Source organism: Scytonema sp. PRP1, assembly GCF_036697665.2.
GTDB classification, from domain to species: domain Bacteria; phylum Cyanobacteriota; class Cyanobacteriia; order Cyanobacteriales; family Nostocaceae; genus Kalymmatonema; species Kalymmatonema gypsitolerans.
In genome coordinates, this window is the sequence record NZ_JBAHYJ020000073.1 from 44182 (window position 1) to 65416 (window position 21235).

General features: G+C 44.6%; 14 protein-coding genes and 3 pseudogenes. 6 read left to right on the top strand and 11 right to left on the bottom strand.

All coding sequences use genetic code 11. The annotated features are described in order from the left end of the window. Positions 1-6 precede the first annotated feature (6 nt). From V5G28_RS16035 to V5G28_RS16075, 9 genes and pseudogenes are all read right to left on the bottom strand, one after another. Positions 7-1365, bottom strand: coding sequence for an ATP-binding protein (locus V5G28_RS16035; RefSeq protein WP_332991144.1), 1359 nt, complete (start codon positions 1363-1365; stop codon positions 7-9). A gap of 85 nt (positions 1366-1450) precedes the next feature. After that, a complete protein-coding gene (locus V5G28_RS16040; RefSeq protein WP_332991147.1) occupies positions 1451-3109 on the bottom strand; it encodes an FAD-dependent oxidoreductase in 1659 nt (552 codons plus the stop codon). A 238-nt stretch (positions 3110-3347) separates the two neighbouring features. Further along, positions 3348-5519 carry an AGE family epimerase/isomerase gene (locus V5G28_RS16045; RefSeq protein WP_332991149.1) on the bottom strand — a complete coding sequence of 724 codons (2172 nt, stop codon included), beginning with the start codon at positions 5517-5519 and terminating at the stop codon, positions 3348-3350. Positions 5520-5556: 37 nt separating this feature from the next. Then, the gene (gene glgX / locus V5G28_RS16050) at positions 5557-7677 is read right to left on the bottom strand and encodes a glycogen debranching protein GlgX (protein WP_332991151.1); all 2121 of its coding nucleotides are present in this window, start codon (positions 7675-7677) and stop codon (positions 5557-5559) included. A 108-nt stretch (positions 7678-7785) separates the two neighbouring features. Continuing rightward, positions 7786-8034: pseudogene (locus V5G28_RS16055) on the bottom strand (DUF1830 domain-containing protein); the annotation flags it as partial. A gap of 144 nt (positions 8035-8178) precedes the next feature. Then, a complete protein-coding gene (locus V5G28_RS16060; RefSeq protein WP_332991153.1) occupies positions 8179-8808 on the bottom strand; it encodes a DJ-1/PfpI family protein in 630 nt (209 codons plus the stop codon). A 73-nt stretch (positions 8809-8881) separates the two neighbouring features. Continuing rightward, positions 8882-9448 carry a hypothetical protein gene (locus V5G28_RS16065; RefSeq protein ID WP_332991155.1) on the bottom strand — a complete coding sequence of 189 codons (567 nt, stop codon included), beginning with the start codon at positions 9446-9448 and terminating at the stop codon, positions 8882-8884. A 182-nt stretch (positions 9449-9630) separates the two neighbouring features. After that, positions 9631-10023, bottom strand: coding sequence for a carboxymuconolactone decarboxylase family protein (locus tag V5G28_RS16070; RefSeq protein WP_332991156.1), 393 nt, complete (start codon positions 10021-10023; stop codon positions 9631-9633). Positions 10024-10688: 665 nt separating this feature from the next. Then, positions 10689-10916: a hypothetical protein gene (locus tag V5G28_RS16075; RefSeq protein WP_332991158.1), complete on the bottom strand. Its 228-nt coding sequence runs from the start codon at positions 10914-10916 to the stop codon at positions 10689-10691. A gap of 857 nt (positions 10917-11773) precedes the next feature. On the opposite strand from V5G28_RS16075, the gene V5G28_RS16080 reads away from it, so the two are divergent. Next, positions 11774-12064 (top strand): hypothetical protein, encoded by a 291-nt coding sequence (locus V5G28_RS16080; protein WP_332991160.1) that lies wholly within the window; start codon positions 11774-11776, stop codon positions 12062-12064. A gap of 120 nt (positions 12065-12184) precedes the next feature. Here the strand turns inward: V5G28_RS16080 and V5G28_RS16085 are convergent, their stop codons facing one another. Further along, a complete protein-coding gene (locus tag V5G28_RS16085) occupies positions 12185-12403 on the bottom strand; it encodes a hypothetical protein (protein ID WP_332991162.1) in 219 nt (72 codons plus the stop codon). 577 nt (positions 12404-12980) lie between these two features. On the opposite strand from V5G28_RS16085, the gene V5G28_RS16090 reads away from it, so the two are divergent. The 5 genes and pseudogenes from V5G28_RS16090 to V5G28_RS16110 all read left to right on the top strand — a co-directional run bounded on the left by V5G28_RS16090 (position 12981) and on the right by V5G28_RS16110 (position 20337). Further along, on the top strand, positions 12981-13259 hold the full coding sequence (locus V5G28_RS16090; RefSeq protein WP_332991164.1) for a hypothetical protein: 279 nt from the start codon (positions 12981-12983) through the stop codon (positions 13257-13259). Then, the gene (locus V5G28_RS16095; protein ID WP_332991166.1) at positions 13256-14074 is read left to right on the top strand and encodes an MIP/aquaporin family protein; all 819 of its coding nucleotides are present in this window, start codon (positions 13256-13258) and stop codon (positions 14072-14074) included. The genes V5G28_RS16090 and V5G28_RS16095 overlap by 4 nt, the downstream gene beginning before the upstream one ends. A 52-nt stretch (positions 14075-14126) precedes the next feature. Then, a pseudogene (locus tag V5G28_RS16100) lies at positions 14127-14543 on the top strand (SMP-30/gluconolactonase/LRE family protein); the annotation flags it as partial. Between the two features lie 480 nt (positions 14544-15023). Then, positions 15024-15374 carry a late competence development ComFB family protein gene (locus V5G28_RS16105; protein WP_332991169.1) on the top strand — a complete coding sequence of 117 codons (351 nt, stop codon included), beginning with the start codon at positions 15024-15026 and terminating at the stop codon, positions 15372-15374. A 1433-nt stretch (positions 15375-16807) separates the two neighbouring features. Then, a pseudogene (locus tag V5G28_RS16110) lies at positions 16808-20337 on the top strand (NB-ARC domain-containing protein). Between the two features lie 133 nt (positions 20338-20470). Here the strand turns inward: V5G28_RS16110 and V5G28_RS16115 are convergent. Further along, the gene (locus tag V5G28_RS16115) at positions 20471-21220 is read right to left on the bottom strand and encodes an SDR family oxidoreductase (RefSeq protein WP_332991171.1); all 750 of its coding nucleotides are present in this window, start codon (positions 21218-21220) and stop codon (positions 20471-20473) included. Positions 21221-21235 lie beyond the last annotated feature (15 nt).

The window sequence follows — 21235 nt, forward strand, 5'->3', positions numbered from 1 at the left end:
CTCTAGTCAAGTAAGCGCTGCTTCACTTTTACCTTTGTTCATTTCTTGAAACGGGCGAATGGGTATAGTAACCTGAAAGCGTGTGTCGCCTGGCTTTGAAAAGCAGCGAATCTCTCCGCTATGCTGACCTACTACAATCCGATAGGCAATTTCTAGACCTAGCCCTGTCCCTACACCAATACCCTTAGTTGTGAAGAACGGATCGAAGATCCGGGACTGAATTTCAGGGGGAATACCTGGTCCATTATCCGCAATTTCCACCGTAATGCAATCTTGGGCACTGGATGTACGCACCCAAATCGTACCCCCCTCGCCCAAAGCGTCAATGGCGTTGTCAATCAAATTCGTCCACACTTGATTCAGTGCACTTCCGTAGGCCTCAATAGTTGGCAGCTTCTGCTCGTATTCACGCATCACTTGGATACGGTGTTTTCTAAGTTTATAGCTTAAAATAGTGAGCGTGTTCTCGATACCTTCATGAACAGTTATCTCCTTTAGTGGAGACTGATCCATATACGAGTAGGCCTTGACAGCATTGACAAGCTCAGAAATGCGAGTAACGCCCTGATCAAGGACATTTAACACACTTGCTATAGCCAACGTTGCCTCTAGCCAAGTCAGTGCACCGCTAAGTGCATTGGCGCTCACCTGCTCGCCAATCACTTCTAACTGCTGAACGTTAACTCCGGCTGCAACCAGGGTTGGAACAAATTTCCACCCATCAGCAACACCATGTGATTCCAGCCAGTCCGTTAGTTCATCTTCCAAATCAATTTGAACCAAAGGATCGAAATTGCAGGGTTGAGCGGTTTGCTCAATGGCCTTACGCTTGATCTCCAAAAGGTACTCTAGTTGAGATGAGGTGAAGTGTTGTTCAATAGATTCAAGCGAGAGGTTGTGCAAGACATTTACCGTATCGTGCAATTGTCCCGTAGCCCGACGTGCCGCTGCTGTTGGATTACCCAGTTCATGGGCAAGACCGGCTGCTAGCGTACCCAGGGAAATGAGCTTATCGTGTTGCTGAGACAACATCTGTAACTCTTGCATTCGGCTTGCCATAAAACCGAGAACAGCTTGTCTCACCGATGGGCAGAACATGAGCATTTGCCAAAACTCTTCCTCGTGTAAACAATACACGTGACATTCGCCTACTGCTTGCCCGCTTGCAAGATGAAGTGTGCCCGCAAGAAGAGGGACTTCACCAAAAAATGTACCAGCGTCGTATGTAGCTAAAACAACTTCTTGGTTACCAATCTCTCGTGTCAGCCGGATTGCTCCTTCAAATACCACGTAAAAGCATTTTGCGGGCTCTCCTTGCTTGAAGAGCAAATCTCCTGGATTCAGCCGGATGTGCGTGCCGTTCATCAAACACATCAGCTGATTCTCAGTCAAGTTTTGAAACAGGGGTATTTTATGCAACAACTCAAGCATGGCTAAAACCTAAATGTTTCTACAAGGATGAGAGATATTGATGTATAAATTGAATGGCGATCGAACCCTCACCTACCGCTGAGGCAACTCGTTTCACTGACTGATAGCGTACGTCACCTACCGCGAAAATTCCCGGTACGTTAGTTTCGAGAAGATAGGGAGACCGAGGTAGTGTCCATCCTCGCGGGTACATCTCACCATGCAAAACGTCAGGCCCGGTCAGGATGTATCCCTTTGAATCTCTCTCTACAATATCTTGCAACCAGTTGGTACGTGGCATTGCACCGATAAAGGTGAAAAGGGCGCAGGCGGGGACAGTTTCGACTTCACCAGTTGCTGAGTTAGCAATGGTTATTGCCTCAAGCTTGTCTTTGCCGAACACTTCAGTAACTTCGGTTAACACCTTTACTACGATATTGTTCATCTCTTCGATCTGATCGATCAGATACTTAGACATGCTTTTCTTGAGTGAATCCCCGCGTACGAGAAGAGTCACTGAGCGAGCGTACTTAGAAAGATGCATCGCAGCTTGTCCAGCTGAATTGCCTGCCCCAATAATAAATACGTCTTCGCCTTTGTAGCCCATTGCTTCGGTCATTGCTGCTCCGTAGTACACGCCAGCACCTGTTAGTTTGTCACTGCCAGGCACGTTAAGCTTGCGATACGATACGCCAGTTGCGATGATTAGGGTGTGGCAGCTTAACTCTGAGCCATCTGCTAGGGTCACATATCGATATTGACCGTCTACACGAAGGCTAGTTACTTCTTGCGGCGCGAGAATTTCGGCTCCGAACTTCTGAGCTTGTGCGACAGCACGTCTGGCTAAATCTCCCCCAGTTAGTCCCGACGGGAAACCGAGATAATTCTCAATCCGGGAACTGGTTCCCGCCTGTCCGCCTGGAGCTTCTCTTTCAACCATGACGGTGTGCAACCCTTCGGAAGCAGCATACACCGCTGCGGCTAGGCCAGCCGGACCAGCACCCACAATGAGCACATCGTAAAACGGCATTTCGGCACGAGTTTTCAGCCCGATTCTCTCAGCAATTTGGATGTTCGTCGGCTGTAAAAGATGTGAGCCGTCAGGGAAGAGCAGTAGTGGTAGTTTGAGTTCATCAAGGTAAACGTCCGCAGTCAACTTGCGTCCCTCCTCTGACTCAATGTCCAGCCATAGATAGGGAATATGATGGCGAGCCAAGAAATCTTTGGCTTGATGTGTTTTGGGTGACCATCGATCGCCAATTACGCGAACACCTTCAAACGATGGGAGGAACGTTTTTTTCCAAACCTCAAGCAAATCGTTAAGCACTGGAAACAAACCCTGTTCCGGGGGAGTCCACGGCTTCATCAAATAATAATCAATCTTAGCCTTATTGATAGCACGGATAGCCTCATCAGTGTCGGCATAGGCCGTAAGTAAGGCGCGTTTGGCGTCTGGGACGATTTCCATCGCCTGTTCAAGGAACTCTACACCGGTCATGTTCGGCATCCGCTGGTCTACTAGCAACAAAGCTACTGGTTGGTTACGCAGTTTCAGTCTTTTCAGCGCCTCTAGGGCTGCTTGACCGGAGTCTGCGCGTAGTACCCGGAAGTTTTCGCCGTATTCACGGCGTAAATCGCGCTCGATCGCCCGTAGAACTTCTGGATCGTCATCTACTGTGATTAGAACAGGCTTAGCCATAATATTTCCTCATTCGTTAACGTGGCGATCAAATCGATACTCTTTCCGTGCCAGAAGGTGCAGCTTGTTGCTAGCAGACGGAAATCATGATCTTTTGGTGTAGACTGTTGACCTTACAAGAATTTTCGGGTAAATGAACCATACCCTTTGTAAGGGCGATCGCGCAGCATGCCGACCAAGGAGGCATACGGCCGTTCACCCCTACGGCTGTAGTCTACTGATTTAAAAACTGCTGTAACTACACGCTAGCCAGCTCAGCAGTTTCATACTTATCTGCCATTATGATGCCTTCGCAGAATGCACTCACCCTCAAGAATTGCTCCACTTGTACTTGTGCGCCAATGACATACAACTCCACGTCAGCGCCCAGCTTTTGCTTGATGAAAATGAGGGCCCGCATACCAGCAGTGGTTATACATTCTAGGTCTTGTAGCAGTAAAACGAGGCGTTTGACTGGCTTTTGTGTTGCTTTGGCCAACTCTTCCTGAAAACGTGGCACAGCATCTGCATCCAATAATCCAGTTAAGGATATCTTGGCAGTACCATCAGTTACTTCCAACACAGTTGCGTCAAAAAATACTTGAGCCGGTAGAAGTCTCACTCGAACTTTCAATTCGTCTTGAGAGGATGGTAGTTTAACTGTCAGGCTTTCAGCATCAAAATCGGAATGCTTTTGCCCGTTGATCCATACTTCGCCAATACGCACGCTGCCAGGTGGCAGGATATCTGGTGCAACCCGCAGGATGTTGTCCTTAAAGCCAGCCGGTTTTGGCTTGAAGTACAAATCCATTGGCTGCTTAGTAATCAGCAAGTTCGTATAAACTGTAGCCAAGTAAGCCAACTCGAACGAGTGGTAACCGCTCATGGAGTGGCTACCCTTAGCTCGCTCCGTTCCTAGCAGGTAGGGAACCCCATTTGCCAAAACATTAAAGTAGACACCTCCAGCTTCATTATCGAGAAACCAAGCGTTATAGAAAGCTGCTGATTCACGTGCCAACCGTTGATGCTCAGGTTTATCCAATGAGCCAGTCAGGATGAGGTAGGCTAAGATAGCCTGTTCCTGCTGCCACCAAGCCTTGCGGTCATGCCAGACAAAGCGGTTTACCTCTTGTCCTGGTTCTAGTATGCGCTCTACGACGTCGTACCACCCTCCACGCTGTCGATCGCTGCCAACTGCAGGCATGATTTCTGCAATCTTTTCGGCTAGGGCGACATACTTTTCTTTTGGTTTCAGGTGATTCATGCGCATTAAGTTCCAGGCAATTTTAAGGTTGTGACCTACGACTGCTCGATTTTGCTGCCATCCCCAAGTTGTGTCATGACTCCAATCCTCATGAAAACGTTCTTGAACGAATGGGCTATGGTCGTAATCCGGGAACCGCTTTTCAATGGTGTCAAACGTGTACTCAAGGAAATCAGCGTATTTTTCCTCGCCAGTCGCTAACCAGAGATTGATCAAATAGGCTGGAGCATGGTCACCTACCGAGTTCCAGTTCTTCTTTGCGCGGTTATGGCCTAAAGTCTCAGAGTAAGGGCTGAGAGTAATTGGGTCAATGTGGGAGAAAAATCCTCCAGATTCCTTTTTGTCCAGGTAATACTTGTTAAACAAATTGACGGTCAACTCAATATCGTTCATAATACGGGGATCGCCCGTCACCCGATAGGTTTGAGTAGGACCAGCCAGCGCGTAAATCTGCTCGTAAGCTGGAACAGCATTATAATCATCCCCAAATTCTGAGGAAAATATTTTCTGCTCGCTGCCATCTGGCTTCACGTCAACAGCGTGGTACCAATAGCAAATCCCTTCGCCCTCATCCAGAAAACGCATATGTTGGCGCAGGTATTCGGTGCCTTTTTCTGCAGCTTCTAGGTAGCGGTCATCCCCAGTCATCATGTAGGCTGTAGCAAAACCGTAAACTAGGCGCGAAATGGTGTCAGTCTCCTGACGATTACTATCTTCCTTAGAGCCAACTAAGCCGATACCAGTGCGATATTTTCGATAATCAATTTCGCCATCTTCAAACTGAGCTTTCAGATAAAAATTGGCAAGGCTTTGTATCTGCTTGACCCACCAATCTTGCTTCTCAAATATATACTCCTTTTCTGTCCTGCCTAGAAAAACTATGTGTTTGCCTTCAAACTTGTGTTCACCCGCTTCAGCATAGAAAATGCCATACACAAAAAGATAGCGATTTGGAACAAGCATTGCTCCCATCTGGCTAGTGCAATCGTAATAAGGTTCTTCTAGATTGCGTACCAGTTCAGCATAAGTGGTTGAGGTTAATGCTATCTTAAAGTTCCTTCCGTCTGATGTCTTGAGACCGAAAGTGCCATTCGCTCCCTGATGCGGGTCAAAATCAGTGACATACCCAGCGAGCATATCTGAAAACGAAAAATCTATGTTATTCATTAAATCTCTTCCTAGAAGTGAAGTTGATGAGTTGAAATTATTGGGAAATTAGAACGACAATACTGCGATTTTTGACGATATATACATCATCTGAAACCATAATTTCTTTCCCTCTTTCCACAATATCCATAGGAGAAGCAAGAGCTGTGTCTATGACTTTATACCACCTCCTGTCTTGAACAGAGGGAATTTCAAACTCTATATCCTCCCAGTACATATTAAACATGACGTGAATATCTGCGTTTCCGTCGAAGCCCCCCAAAGTATATGCGAGAACTCTGGCATGAGGGTCGTGCCAACCCGGGCTATATAACTTACAACCATGCCAAGAGATATCCGCTAGACCGCGTTCATTAACTTCGCCGTTGAAGAAATAACTGCGCCGTAAGCCAGGATGACAATAGCAACTACGGAAGTCAATCATCAGCTTAAAGAACCTGAATATATCTGCGTTCTTCTCGACAAGATCCCAGTCAAACCAACTTATCTCGTTATCTTGGCAGTAGGCGTTGTTATTGCCCTTTTGAGTGCGTCTGACTTCATCACCAGCCACTATCATTGGAACGCCCTGAGAGAGCAAAAGAATGGCTGCAAAGTTTTTAATTTGTCGTCGCCGCAATGCATCAATTGTTGGGTCGTCAGTCTCTCCTTCAGTGCCACAATTCCAGCTCAAATTTTCATTGATACCATCTTGGTTGTTCTCACCATTCGCTTCATTGTGCTTGTCGTTGTACGAGACCAAATCATTGAGGGTGAACCCATCATGGCAAGTAATGAAATTAACGCTATTAATCGGTAGATGTCCGGTTTCTTGATAGAGATCGGCACTTCCGGCAATGCGTACAGCGACTGCCCCAACCAGTCCTGGCTCCCCTTTGACAAAGCGCCGAATGTCGTCTCGGAAGCGCCCGTTCCATTCTGCCCAACGATATCCAGGAAAGTCGCCAATCATGTAGAGCCCAGCAGCATCCCAAGCCTCAGTAATGATTTTGGTTTCAGCCAAGGCTGCGGATGTTTCAATGTGCCAGACTACCGGCGGATGGGCCATGGGTACTCCGTCCTGCCCACGGGATAAAATAGACCCTTCATCAAACCGGAAGCCATCAACGTGCATTTCTTTCACCCAAAATTCCAGGCACTCCACAATTAACTTTTCCGCAATTGGGTGATTGCAGTTGAATGTATTTCCACAGCCGGAGTAGTCCATGTAGTACTGTCTATCCCAAGATACAAGGTGATAGTAAGTACTATTCCCAAGACCTTTGAAGTTGATGGTTGGACCCTGATGGTTGCCTTCACTGGTGTGGTTAAAGACGACATCCAGGATGACCTCAATCCCTTCCTTGTGCAACGCCTTAACCATATCCCGAAACTCGTTAATCGGGCTTTTCTCCTGAGGAGCATAACAATAAGAGGTTTCAGGCGCGAAGAAGCTGTGGGGGTTGTATCCCCAGTAGTCTTTCAGTGGTGTTCCGTTAACTTCTCGGACAATTTCCGTTTCGTCAAAGTCAAATATTGGCAGCAATTCAACAGCGGTTATGCCTAGTTTTTTTAAGTAAGGAATTTTCTCGATGACTCCAGAAAATGTACCGCTATGTTTGCAGTCAGAGGAAGGTGACTTAGTAAATCCACCAACATGTAACTCATAAATGATAGTGTCACTCATTGGCCGATTGAGACAACGGTCGCCTTCCCAATCATAATCAGATATATCAATGACTACACTACGCATTGAGGTAGCCAGATTATCTTTTGAGCCTAAAGCATCAATACGGTTCCAAAGGACATTGGCGTTTCCCTTAGAGTAGGGATCGAGGAGTACCTTATTTTTGTTGAAACGGTTTCCTGTTTGGTGTAAATCCTGAGGACCGTCAACTCGATAGGCGTAGCCAGTTCCGGGTTTCAACCCCTTGACATAGATATGCCAAAAGTGGAAGGTTTTATTGTTCTTTGGGTCTAGTTTAATAATCTGGATAGGTTCCAGGTCATTAGGGTCTTCAAATAATAAGAGTTCGACAGATGTCGCATGTTCTGCAAAGACTGAGAAGTTTACTCCATCTTTGCATAGTGTTGCACCCAAGGGATGTGTCCGTCCCACTTCTACTTGGTACTTTTGTCCAGCCAGTTCTGTCTGGAATTTAGGTGTTGTTGCAGTCATTTTGCTCTTTTTCTTACTTAAGAGTGTTAATTAATCATCTACCCCAATTCGGTGCGATGTTTTAAGCCTCGCAAAGATATTGCCGTCTGGTTAACTGCTTCCTTATTTGATGCGTAGGCGGTTGCACAAAATCTTATCTGATAGAATTGCACAAACCTTCGTGCTCGTATGAATTTCCAGCTGAGCATCCGGCGGTGCTTCAAATAAAAGACGTTGTCCTGGGAAAATAACTCGCTCAAAGTACCAATTGGAAACATTCACGATCCGAGCAATCTGAATCTGGCTAGTGGCATTAACGTAGGCGCAGAGAATCTTACCGGGCTGCTCTGAAGGTAGAAAATCAAGTATTTGAGTCATAATTGCAGGTTTGATGCTGAATCTTCTGCTAATTAGCCACTCCAGAGTTCGACCGTTAACCCAAATTTTAACGTGAAACCGAGGGAGCGGCCTTTTTCCCACCTAAAAAGCTCGGTTCTTTAGTTCTAGTTTAGTTTTACTTTCCTACTTGGTCAGTACCTGCAATTGCTGCTCCTTAATTGCCTTTAAGAAGATGTCCATAAACTCGGCGACTACATTAGGGTGTTTGGCTGTGATCAGATTGCCATAGATATGTAAGTCCTTGGTACCATCACCATCGAAGATAATGATGCCTCCAGCGTTTTCGACATCACACAAGATGTTATGGGCACAAGTAACCTCACGGTTTTTCAGCAGTTCTGGATCGGCAGTAAATAGCCATAGGCTATGGCAGATAGTTCCAATCTTTAATCTGCCAGCATCCATAGCCTTGACAGCTTTTCGGAGAAATTTAATGGCAGGAGCTTGGTTGGGTTGACCCTTTTTATGACGCTCTTCATAACGAAGACGATCCATAGCATATGCACCAATTAGAAGAATGCCTTCATAATCGGTAGGCTCAATATCGTTCACTTCTACCGTAACTGTGACTTCTTCTGTTAAGTCAATACCCTTAAAGGTCAATTGCTCTTGGTTCCATAGATGGGATATGTACTCTACCTCGTATCCATTCGCAGGGAAGAACTCGTTGAATGCTCGAAATTCAATTTCGTCAAAGTGCTCCTCAATGAGTATACCTATTTTTCCCTTAGTCTTAGAAGCTGTAGTTGCCATGTTGTCTTTTGTCCCTTATCATCTGGGCTGATAAATTTTCAGTGTGCCGCCTGGTAACTTGCTACATTTCCTATTAGCGCTTGATCAACTGCAGCAATTCAGTTGGTGCAAAAACATCGCGATAAAAGGTAAGTTGCTCGCATTTTAAGTGGCATGCGCCTCTGTGCCCGCGTCGGAGCCAGGTTACGTTTCCCTTAGCGATGACTTCATTCGTCTCGTCATCCATACAGTACCATTCAAAGTAAACGACTTCACCATGAAACATAACGATGGGCCAAGTCATCGTTACATCTGGTTGGGCAATAACTGCCCACCAATTTACCTCTCTCTGTGTCCCAGCTGTTCTACCAAGAAAAGGTCCATCAGCGCACAGGTAGACAAGATTATTGGCGTATTCACCTGCTAAAATGTCTCCCCTGCCTTGTCGCAGGGCTTCACAGTGGGTTGGCCACCAATCTCTGTTTTCCTTTTCTATTTGCGTTAAGTTGTATTGCGGAGTTATTTCAGGTAAGGTTTCTTCACGAAGAGAAATGTATTCCTCAGCGTCCTTGATCAGTTTGCCTGCTAACACACTGTCAACTAGACCTGGCTTTGAATAATCTGCAGACAGTTCTTGGTAGTAGTTAGTTCGTTTTTTCATCTGAAACCTCTGTGATAGTAGTAAAAATTGCAGTGCTCGGTTGTACACTTTACTAATCGGCTGTAGTCAGATAGTGCAGAGTTGCAATAAATGACTGAAATAGAGGATGATTTGGTGTTTAAGCACGTGATCACGCACTGAATTATTCTGCAATTTATCAACTCTATGAGCCTTTTAGAAGATCATGCTGAAGAGCCGAGAATATCATTCAGGGTACCAAAGCACCCTGCAGCCTTATTGAATCCTGCGTAAACGCACATGAACAAAAGAAGTTCTTCGATTTCTGCACGTGTGGCTCCTTGTTGGATAGCCATATTCACGTGGGCTGCAAAAGGGCTACCAGCTCCTACTTGATCTTGATTCACAACATCAACAGCGACTGTTATTAGAGCCTTGGTTTTTTGGTCAATTAATGGAAGACCCCATGCTTCGCCTGCTACGCGGGTACAAAAATCTCCAAATTTCGGATTGATGCTTTTTAAACCATCTTGAAGTTTTTTATCATCTAAAACCGCATTTTTGTATGCAGTTGCCTTTCCATCTTGAACGAGTGTCCCAGAATCAGCCTGTTTCATAGTTTCTCTCCACCTCTTAGATGAGTTTTGCTATTCTATTGCAAAGATTGTTTTGAAACACACAAAGCCGCTAAGTGAGCTCTGCTTGTGTGGTAAGGCTAAAAACTTTAATGACAAACTTGACACCTAGATTTCCATCATACGTAAAGGTGCAGTTATCCTTATCATTACTCTTTTTACTGCACTCTTATCAAGGATGGAACGCTTTTCGTCTTTTAGTTTTTCAAGTCTGGAAAGTTTTAGCCAGAGAAAATCGTTAGGTTAAGGATCAACTTAAGCGGTTTCACTATAACTTAAGTATTTTTGGGTTACTCACATCTTGCACCTAACCGTATAAGGCCGTACAAACCAAAAATATGCGCTTATAAGCTACATTATTTTTCTTGGCTTTTCTCCCTAAATAAAGGGCTTTTGGTTTCATACTGAGTGACAAAATCCCATCAATTTTTCTTGAACAAAAATGTGAGGTAACTTATTTCCATTTTATGATTCTACTTAGTTATTCATTGGCGATTAGAAGGTATCTATAAAAACAATATTAAGGAATTGGATACAGAGTTCTAAAGGTGAGATGTTTAATGTAAAGCCAGCGATGGAGCGAAAAGCATATCTTATAGATCTGATACCAATTCTATGTGAGCTTGCGCTTTATTCACCCACAGCCCTTAGCGTACGAGCAACGCGGGCAGACAAACAAAGCCTGCGGCTGAGCCAGGTTGATTAAGTGCATCTTTATAAAGAAACGGTATGAATGATAAACAGTGGCTAATCATCGAACCATTACTACCAGTAGCGAAGTCGGCAACTTGACATTTTGCACCAAGTCCTAACGAATGAAATTTGTATGGTAGTTGTGGGACTGTCGGTGGACGATTGAAGCTACTGTTATGCAATTAAAATTGCGCTTGTACAAAATTTGAGCAACCTCGTTGTTGTCAAAAACGCACTGTCAACTTACAAGAAATAGTGAACGCAATCTTGTATTGGAGTCGTGGTGATTGCCCGTGGGAGGTTACAGCGCTTTTCATATGCATAGACTACAAACCACATAGTAAGGGCACAGCAATGCTGTGCCCCTACAGCCAACCTGTATTCTACCGAATTGAAAACTGCTGTAAGCTGTGAGACGTTTAATTTTCCCATGTTGGCGAGGGGGGAGTGGGAGAGTGTGGAGATTATAGGGGTAAACCAAGTGCTTGCTGCATGTTCCTATTGCAGTTAAGTTTGTCCTTAACTTATCAATCTTTAATAGACAAAACTCTACCTAGGTGAAAAACTCAGTAAGAACTCTCTCAAGAAACACATTTTGTAAGCCTGATACAGCAAAGCTTTTAAGGATTTAGATAAATGTGTTTCTTTCATCTGTTATTAGCAGCTTTGGGCAGCTAGTAAGAGACTTATATTTTGCACCACGTCACCCTCCCTTTAGAAAGGTGGATCACGACGAATAAAGCCTGCAGAGGCAGGCCTTGAAAACCATGACTTTTCGCTCGTCTTGGCAGGGGGACTTAGTACAACTCGTCATTAATCGGGGTCGGAAATCAAAATGTTGACAACTCTGGACAATAATTTATTCCTCAGGCGAATTCCGAACCCTCTTGTATGGTGACCTCTACTTAGTACGTGTAGTCCTAGATTTCTAGCGTGATAGCGTGAGGTGCATTCCGGTGAATTGAAGAAACACAAGACCACACAGACAACACAACTCAACCAAATACATCAAAACTCAATCTCTCAAAAGAAAACACATATGTCTAAGAATATGAATGATTGGCTCAATAAGAATTTAGAGGAAGTAGAATTGCCTTGCAATGAAAAGAAATCACTGATTCAGAGGTATCTACAAAACCCCTTTTCTATAGTATGGTCAAAGTTGACTGCCCTGATTAAAGCTACCCAAGCTCCTAGCCAACCAGAAGCGCTTGAAAACAATCAATTTGAAGAACATGAACTCAAGTCTATCCGAGAGCATTATTTATACACTCATTTCACAGACAGGGTTGAGCCCTCACTCTACTACCAATACCTTCGCCAATTTTGAAGAGGGGTTGTGGTAGTAAGGTGGGTACCAAGGAGTGTAAGAACTGAAGTTGAGACGCTTATTAAGGGGCGATCGCCAGCAATAGTCTCAACTCCAGTTAGCCGTGATGAAAAGGTGTGATCACAGATCAACCGGAAATGATCGGGTTGTCTCAATGTGGCACAAGAGGGGTTCCATTGGTGTCAACTTAAAGGAATTGCGATTGGCAATGCCTGTGCCCCGTTCGGCTGAGCGCTCACGGCAAAGCCTTGGGCAATCACCCCTTGGGGGTGCCTCTGGGAGCATAGTTGAAAGCGGCCACTCGATGCCATCCCCCAGTGGCGGGCGCTCCTTTGTCATTGCTCAAAAAAGATTTTTCGTGTGAGTTCGAGTTGCGTTCAGGGCATATAAGTTAGCACGCCTGTTCTACCGGATATGGACAACTGGTGGACAGTATGTTGACCCTAGCATGGACTACTATGAGCAGAAATACCATGAGCAAGTCCTTAACAATCTCAAAAAAAAGCTCAGTCTTTAGGCTTTGACGTCGTTGCTCAACCTACTGCCACGGAATGTCTTTATTGAGAGTATAATTACATTTTACAGCATGGAAATTGTTAGCACTAAGTTCAGCTTTAACGTACATATCTTAACTGGTGAAAACAGGTTTGAAGATAAATAATATTATTCATAACTTCTTTCTTCTTTAATGCCATTACCACAATAAAGGGCAAAGGTGAAAAGTTAACTTTTCACCTTTTTCTTATTCCTTAATTTCCTCTGCCCTCTTCTTTGCTTTTACAAAGCATACTTTTGCTGAGAACATATAGTCGCTAATTGCTAATTGTTGTATCACCATGAGCTATTAGCAGTCTTCAGAAACTAACGTTTCTTTGTACGACTTACTTATAATTCATGGAACAGGAAGGGTTTGTCAATGCATTGGGTAGGAACCACTTGGAGTGAGTCGTCGATTAAAGTTGGAGGCAGTCAGCAGTCAGCAGCTAGCTTTAAACTAGCTGTTCAGGTGAAAAATTGTCCTTGCTGCTCCCATCGACTGTTGCAACATATTCGTAATAAGCGTGTGTACTGGTTCTGCCGAAGCTGTTGGCAAGAAATGCCGTTGCTGAATTTAGAAAGCCATAACTCATTATCCGCTTCTGTTGCAACTATTAGTTTGGAAAAAAAATTGATTCATTTTGGAGAACAAAGATGAACCAAGGAGTAAAACAAATTCTCAGTAGGTACGGTAGATTGCACTGGCCTGAATATGGTGCAGAATTTCTTGGAACTGCATTTAATCTCTTTGTGGGACTCAATGCAGTTGTCTTCAATTTTGGTAAGGGTTTGCCAATGGAGGCTCTTATACCTGACAAAGGTACTCGTTTGCTGATTACAGGGTTATTGTTTGCTGGCAGTGGGTCACTCTTTGCGATTTCTCCATTGGGGAAATTGAGTGGATCTCACCTCAATCCTTCGGTGTCGCTGGCATTCTGGGCGCAAGGCAAGATGCATCAACATGATGTTATCGGATACATCATTGCACAATTTTTTGGTGCAATTACTGCTGCTGTCTTGGTGGTTTTTATTTGGGGAGATTACGCTGCTAGTGTCAGTAATGGTATGACTGTGCCTGGGCAGAGTTACGCTCTTTGGTATGTATTTCTAGCTGAAGTAACCATAACCTTTTTACTGGTGTTGTCTATTTTTATCTTTTTAAGCAATCATCGGCTTATGCGTTGGACACCACTAATGACATGGCTTTTAGTGGCAACAATAGTCTGGTTAGAAGCTCCTATTTCTGGTACAAGTTTAAGTCCCGCACGCAGCATTGGACCAGCTTTAGTCACATGGTATTGGAAAGACCAGTGGCTTTACTGCATTGCTCCACCAATAGGAGCGATCGCTGCGGTAGTTGTCTTTCGACTCCTCGCTATGGGTAAAGGCGAGATTCTGACAGGCAAGCTTTTTCACGTTCCTAATTATCGTTGTATTTTCAAAAATGTTAAAGTACCACATCGTACTGAGTAGTCTGATTGACCCTGTCCACGTAGGACGGTAAGCGCTTCTTAGCCAGAGCCATAAAAACCGGATTTTAGCCTATGACGTATTGTCACCAGGAAAAGTCGGACTACAAAAAGTGTTTGCTGAACTCCTTATCAAACAGGGAGAGCAAATCAACAATAAGCCTAACGGGATATGTCAGGACTCGAAAGGGAACTTTTACGTCGCTCATTATGGTATGCGTCAAGTGCAAGCCCTCAATCCTAATGGTCACCTGCTTTATCAATATTCAAGTGCTAACCTCATTAAGAGGAACAGTGTTTTTGGCGGTCTGAATCAGGATTATCTCTTCGTGACCAGAAAGAAAAAGGTACAAGCCCCTAAATTTATTTATGGAAAAACAAAAAATGTATTTCATCGAGTAGGCGCAAGAAATACGGGTCCGGTGACTCAAGCCCCCAACTTCAGTTATGGGGTTCTTACTTTTGACTTTTGAATGCGTGACTTTTGACTTCCCCGTAAGCGCAAAGCGCACGCTACGCGAACGCGCAGCGTCTCCGATAGGAGAAGGGGCTGACTGGTGGTATGGGAACGGAAGATGATCCAGGAAAAATCTACCGCCTAGATTTAAGGGTGCGATAGTTGGACATCCGCTTTTAGCGCGATCGCCCGTATAGCCCAATAAGCTTGGTGATAAGAGTTGATCCCCCTAGCCCCCAAGATTCGGGGGGGGAATAAAAACCCCCAATGTATCGGGGGGTTGGGAGGATCTTCGAGGATTGAACATGGTTAATTGAACTGTATTGCCATATAGCTTCGGTAGATTTCTAGAAGAAATCTGCCTCCAATCTTAGAGGGACAGGGCAACAATCGCACAGAGTGCGGTTGAAAGGAAGGGTGCGCTATGCGATCGCCCTTGCCCCTACCTTAAACAAAAATTACCAGCAGACAACAGACCAAACCCAGAGATTAAACTATGACTAAGAAAATTATTAATCTGACACTCTCAGCAGTTGTTGAAGAAATTGAGAATGTTCTAGAAACTTATCCTTATCATCCTTATCGACAGCTTTTCTCAATTCCTGACTTACGTCAAGAACTAATTGCTTATGTTTTAAGTCGAGTTTCCAATCGTTATGTAGCAGTTGATCAAGAACAACAAGCATCTTTTAAGTCCTTACATTTGCTTACAGAAGAAACGTTATGTATCAAAATTTTGATTCATAAAGGTATTGAGAAAATTCTTCATAAAAAGGAAGAACACATGACTCACTTAATTCCAGGAGTTGTTGATCCAGGTTTCGCTCCTTCTAATTGGTTTGGCTGATCTCACAAAAAGGTGACAAGAAGTGCCCATAACTTTCACAGAATGGGAGGAGAAAGGCACCGCCGCCCTTTTTCACACGCTTTCACTGCTCAAAAGTAATACAAAGGACTTTTGACAAATGACTTTTGACAGGAAATCCCCCGGATCTTTATGAAACTAAGCAAGAGCGATATGTTCTTGTCCGGGGTATGAGTTAAAGTCAGCTTTACCGAAAACTTTTCTAAAAGACTTAAGCGGCCTTCATTTGAGCGAGGAAACACAATATACCGAAATCCTTCCATAGTCTGCCTTTTGGGCAACAGGCTCGTGGGTGCCAAGGGTAGCGATCGCTTTTACTCCTAAGATGCACATTTTATAACCTTTATACAGCAAGGCTTTCACCAAAGCTAATAAAAATGTGCTTCTTTCATTTTTTGCGAGGAGGCTTAATACTTTTGAATGCGTGACTTTTGATTTTTGACTTCCCCCTCGTGGGCGCTCACCGGAATGCACCTAACCGTATAAGCCCGTACAAACCAAAAACATGTGCGATAAAGCTACATTATTTTTCTTGGCTTTTCTCGCTAAATAAAGGACTTTTGCTTTCATACTGAGTCACGAAGTACCATCAATTTTTCTTGGTGCAAGATGTGAGTTTACTCGCTGTGATCCATTCCAAAAACGCAGCCTGAAACCCTCATTCTTGCGTTGACTGACAAAACTTTTCGGTAAAGCTGAAAGTAATTCAAGATCCAAACCCACCAGCGCCGAGGGAGAAACTCAAAAAAGTTTCTCCCTCGGCGCGAACTGCAAGTCGGCACGGGCGAACGTTCATACAGTATTTGGGATTGCTCTATCCTACAAGTGCATAAGTTGATTTTACTTACATCTATTACGAAGACAGAAAAAACTTAAAAGGCTTAACTATGGAATTGAGTGAGCGCACCTACAACCAGCATTTACTAGTTATCGATGTATATTGAGGTAATTTTGTCAATGTGTAAGTCCTCGGTCATTAAAACAGTACCAGCCGCAGTACCAGCTGTAAGGCGTATGGTGGGATCACGCTCACACCACTTGCTCTACGCCGTGGTTCCCTAAGTTTCCAGTGGTGAACCACTAACGCTTTGATCCAATCGGTGGACCTTTAAGTTACCCAAATGATGAAACTGATAACTGAAGCGTGCAGATACTTGATAACTGATAACTGTTACAATTTTTATGGAAGTTAGATTTCTTAAAAATTTGTAAAGTTTAAGGGACTTGCGTCTTTAGGCACTTTTTGTGGTACTATTTGATGTATATTTGATACCATTTTTAGGGTGTTTGTCCGCAAGTTTGATAAAAAGCAAGTAGCAAGTTGTAGTTGCAGATCTTAAATAGTCCGCATCATAGCACCTAAGGGATTGTAGCTCCGCTTTGGTTATGTTACTGCTTTCAAGCTGGTGTTTATAATGAAACTCTCAAAGAACAAGCGTAAACGCGGTATTATTCTTACTCCTGAAGGATTGGAAAAACTTCAGTCTGCTAAACTGGCATCTGAATTAAATGAAAATTATGGAAACAGGTACACCCTTGAAGACTTAGGGGAACGTATTGGAATTAATACTGCTACCATTGCTAAGGTATTGTCTCGCGAAGGCGGGGTTGACAAACGAACACTTGAGCTTTTTTTCCAAGCTTTTAATTTAAAACTGGAGAAAGATTACTATACGAACTCAACGCAATCTCAGCGCCTAGATTGGGGAGAAGCGATTTGCGCGTCAGTTTTTTATGGACGCACAGAAGAAATAGCCACCTTAGAGCATGTGCTTGTTGAGGAGCGCTGTAGATTAGTGGCAGTGTTGGGAATGGGGGGATCGGTAAATCTGCTCTATCTGTAAAACTTGCAGAAGAGATTAAGGATAATTTTGAGTATATTATATGGCGATCGCTACGAGAAGCTCCTCCCGTTAAAGCTATCCTGGGTAACTTGATCCAGTTTTTGTCTGATGAGCAGGAAACAGAAGCTTCATTACCAGAAAGCGTCGGCGAGCGAGTGTCGCTGCTGATTGATTATCTGCGAGCCTCACGCTGTCTGCTGATACTAGATAATATGGAGTCGATTTTGCGTGGTGGTAGTCGAGCGGGAGTTTATCGAGAGGGATATGAGGGGTATGGGGATCTGCTCAGACGGGTGGGAGAATCAACTCACCAAAGCTGCTTGCTGCTGACAAGCCGGGAAAAACCGAAAGATGTGGCGTCATTAGAAGGAAACACGCTATGCGTACGCTCATTCTGCCTAAGTGGTCTAAAATCGGTTGACGGGCAGGAAATCTTGAAAATGAAGGGGATCACTGCTTCTGAGTCAGAATTCAGAAAACTGGTAGAGCGCTATGCAGGCAATGCCTTAGCTTTGAAGGTAGTTGCTACGGCTATTCAAGATGTTTTTGATGGTAATGTTACTAAATTTTTGCAACAAGAAGCAACTGTTTTTGGCGATATTTGCGAGCTTTTAGACCAGCAGTTTTCGCGCTTGTCATATTTAGAAGTAGACATAATGTACTGGCTGGCGATTAATCGTGAGCCAGTTTCGCTTTCAGAGTTACGAGAAGATATTGTATCACCAGTAGCATCACAGAAATTACTGGAAGCGCTGGAGTCTCTGGTCAGGCGATCGCTGGTTGAAAAAAGCGCAGCAACCTTCACGCTACAACCTGTAGTCATGGAGTATGTGACTAATCGATTGGTAGAGCAGGTTTGTGGAGAGATTGAGACTCAGAAAATCGATTTGTTCAGGTGCCATGCTTTGATGAAGGCGACGGCGAAGGACTATGTGAGGGAAACTCAAATTCGCGTCATCCTTAAACCACTTGTAGATGGGCTGCTCACTGTTTTTAGAAGCAAAAGAAATCTTAAAAATCAGCTAACTCAAATTCTAGCAAAGCTACGAGAAGAATCTCCGCTAGAACAAGGTTACACGGCTGGAAATATTCTTAATCTGCTTTGTCATCTGGAAGCAGATTTAAGTGGTTATGATTTTTCTTATCTAACCGTTTGGCAAGCGGACTTGCGGAATGTGGATTTGCACGATGTAAATTTCGCTCACGCTAATCTAGCTAAGTGTGTTTTTGCTGAAATCCTTGGCGGTATCCATTCGGTAGCCTTTAGCCCCAATGGGAAAGTTTTGGCTACGGGAGATACTTATAACGATATTCGCCTGTATCAGATAGGGGATGGAAAACAGCTGCTTAGCTGCAAGGGACACACGGGTTTCGTCTGGCCGATTAGCTTTAGTCCCGATGGTTGTGTTCTTGCCAGTGGCAGTGATGACCAAATGGTAAAGTTATGGGATACTAGCACCGGGCAATGCCTCGCAACCTTACAGGGGCATAATGGTGGGATCTGGTCAGTCGCCTTCAGTCCTCAAGGTACTATGCTTGCCAGTAGCAGTGAGGACAAAACAATACGATGCTGGGATGTTAGCACTGGTCAATGTCTCAAAACTTTGCAAGGACATAGTAATCGGGTTACATCAGTCGCCTTTAGTCCTCAAGGTACTATGCTTGCTAGTGGCAGTGATGACCAAACGATAAAGTTGTGGGACACTAGCATCGGGCAATGCCTCAAGACCTTACAAGGTCATAACAGTGGAATCCGGTCAGTCGCCTTTAGCCCAGATGGTCAAACTCTTGCCATTGGTTACCATGACCCAACGATACGCTGCTGGGATATCAGCACTGGTCAATGCCTTGAGACTCTACAGGGTCATAGTGACTACGTAAATTCAGTTGTCTTCAGTTCAGATGGCTATACACTAGCCAGTGGCAGCGATGACAAAACGATGAAGCTGTGGGATATCAATACAGGTCGTTGCCTTACCACTTTAAAGGGACATGGTAGCAGAGTGTGGTCAGTCGCATTTAGTCCAGATAGTCAAACAGTGGTGAGTGGCAGTGATGACCAAACTGTAAGGTTATGGAATGTTAGTACTGGTCAATGCCTAAAGACCTTGCAGGGTTATTGTGATGGGATCTGGTCCGTCACCTTTAGTCCCGATGGTCACCTGCTTGCTAGTGGCGGTAATGACCAAACGGTAAAGGTGTGGGATGCTAGTACTGGTTATTGCCTCAAAACTTTGCGGGGACATAGTAATCGAGTTATATCAGTCGCCTTCAGTCCCGATGGTCATCTGCTTGCTAGTGGCAGTGAGGACCAAACGGTGAAGCTGTGGGATGCTGATACTGGTAAATGTTGCACAATTTTGCAAGGGCATAGTAATCGGGTCACATCAGTTGCCTTTAGTCCCGATGGTCACATATTAGCTAGTAGCGGTGATGATCAAACTGTGAAGCTGTGGGATGTTGATACTGGTCAATGTTTCAATACCCTTGTGGGGCACACTCATCGGGTATGGTCAGTCACCTTCAGTCCAGACGGACATATATTGGCCAGTGGCTGTCATGACCAAACAGTTCGATTGTGGGATGTCAGCACAGGTCAATGTCTCAAAATTCTACAGGGTCACACTGACTGGATATGGACAGTCAGCTTCAGTTTTGATGGTCGTATGCTGGCGAGTGGCAGCAGTGACCAAACAGTAAGGTTGTGGGATGTCAGCACAGGTAAGCATCTCGAAACCTTGCAGGGACATTCCAGTGCCGTACACTCAGTTGGTTTTCTTGATAATTGCATGCTGGCGAGTGGTAGCAATGACTCCTCAGTTAAGATATGGGATGTCATCACAAGCAGAGAAATAAGAACTTTGTCGGGACATTCCAAGTTAGTCTGGTCAGTCGCCTTTAGTCCTCAAGGTAAGACCCTAGTCAGTAGTAGTCAAGATGATACGATTAAACTTTGGGATGTCAATACTGGTGAACACGTGAAAACTCTGAGAAGTAAAAGGTGCTACCAAGGCATGAACATTATCGGTGTTTCAGGTTTAACCGAGGCAACTATTAGCGCTCTAAAAGCTTTAGGGGCAGTTGAGTCCAAAGAAGACTAGCGCTTGAGTTACTCTCTATTTGTTCTGAAAGGCGTTTAGCTAATTCCACATTCCGTACTTACTTGTCTTTGACAAAACGGATACTTTTGAAGCGAGTAAGAGTGATGATTTCTCACCATTCATTAGACCTGCCTTACTGTGCGCTATATCCCCCATCTATCATCATGTTCTGGCCCGTGACAAAGGAAGCTGCGTCTGAACACAACCATACCACAGCCTCTGCAACCTCCTCCGGCTTACCACTACGTCCTATGGGATGCTTTGCCATAATTTGATTGAGCACATCTACAGGATGGATAGCCAGCATATCGGTATTGATGGCACCTGGGCTCACGATATTGATACGGATGCCAGACTTGGCATATTCTATCGCTGCCGCTCGGCTTAAGGCGATGACCCCGCCTTTACTCGCACAGTAGCTGGCATAGCCTGCGAAACCAACAATCCCACCGACGGAAGCTACATTTACAATCGCGCCGCTACCCTGCTCTAGCATGGCTGGAATCTCGTACTTGAGGCAGAGCCACGTCCCTTTGAGGTTCACGTCGATTACGCGGTTCCAATCATCTTCAGATACATCGGTGAGCGAACCGGACGATGGGATACCGGCATTGTTGAAGGCACAGTCCAGACGACCATAAATATTGACGGTCTTGTTAACTAGCGCCTCTACTTCAGCAGCATTTGACACATCAGTTTTGACAAAAATAGCCTCACCTCCTACCTCTTGTATGCGCCGCACCGTCTCCTCCCCCTCAATAAGACGACGGCTGGCAGCCACAACCTTTGCTCCAGCGCGTGCAAATGCAATCGCTGTCGCCCGACCAATGCCTGATGAAGCTCCAGTGACTAGCGCGACTTTTCCATATAATTGACTTATCATGCGTATGCTCCTTTT

Excerpts from the sequence above, each read along its gene's own strand:
- V5G28_RS16085 (WP_332991162.1), bottom strand. The coding sequence starts at position 12,403 with ATGACAAAGGAGCGCCCGCCACTGGGGGATGGCATCGAGTGGCCGCTT.
- V5G28_RS16105 (WP_332991169.1), top strand. The coding sequence starts at position 15,024 with ATGACTAAGAAAATTATTAATCTGACACTCTCAGCAGTTGTTGAAGAA.
- V5G28_RS16060 (WP_332991153.1), bottom strand. The coding sequence starts at position 8,808 with ATGGCAACTACAGCTTCTAAGACTAAGGGAAAAATAGGTATACTCATT.
- V5G28_RS16065 (WP_332991155.1), bottom strand. The coding sequence starts at position 9,448 with ATGAAAAAACGAACTAACTACTACCAAGAACTGTCTGCAGATTATTCA.
- V5G28_RS16045 (WP_332991149.1), bottom strand. The coding sequence starts at position 5,519 with ATGAATAACATAGATTTTTCGTTTTCAGATATGCTCGCTGGGTATGTC.
- glgX (WP_332991151.1), bottom strand. The coding sequence starts at position 7,677 with ATGACTGCAACAACACCTAAATTCCAGACAGAACTGGCTGGACAAAAG.
- V5G28_RS16080 (WP_332991160.1), top strand. The coding sequence starts at position 11,774 with ATGTCTAAGAATATGAATGATTGGCTCAATAAGAATTTAGAGGAAGTA.
- V5G28_RS16070 (WP_332991156.1), bottom strand. The coding sequence starts at position 10,023 with ATGAAACAGGCTGATTCTGGGACACTCGTTCAAGATGGAAAGGCAACT.
- V5G28_RS16115 (WP_332991171.1), bottom strand. The coding sequence starts at position 21,220 with ATGATAAGTCAATTATATGGAAAAGTCGCGCTAGTCACTGGAGCTTCA.
- V5G28_RS16095 (WP_332991166.1), top strand. The coding sequence starts at position 13,256 with ATGAACCAAGGAGTAAAACAAATTCTCAGTAGGTACGGTAGATTGCAC.
- V5G28_RS16035 (WP_332991144.1), bottom strand. The coding sequence starts at position 1,365 with ATGAACGGCACGCACATCCGGCTGAATCCAGGAGATTTGCTCTTCAAG.
- V5G28_RS16090 (WP_332991164.1), top strand. The coding sequence starts at position 12,981 with ATGCATTGGGTAGGAACCACTTGGAGTGAGTCGTCGATTAAAGTTGGA.
- V5G28_RS16040 (WP_332991147.1), bottom strand. The coding sequence starts at position 3,109 with ATGGCTAAGCCTGTTCTAATCACAGTAGATGACGATCCAGAAGTTCTA.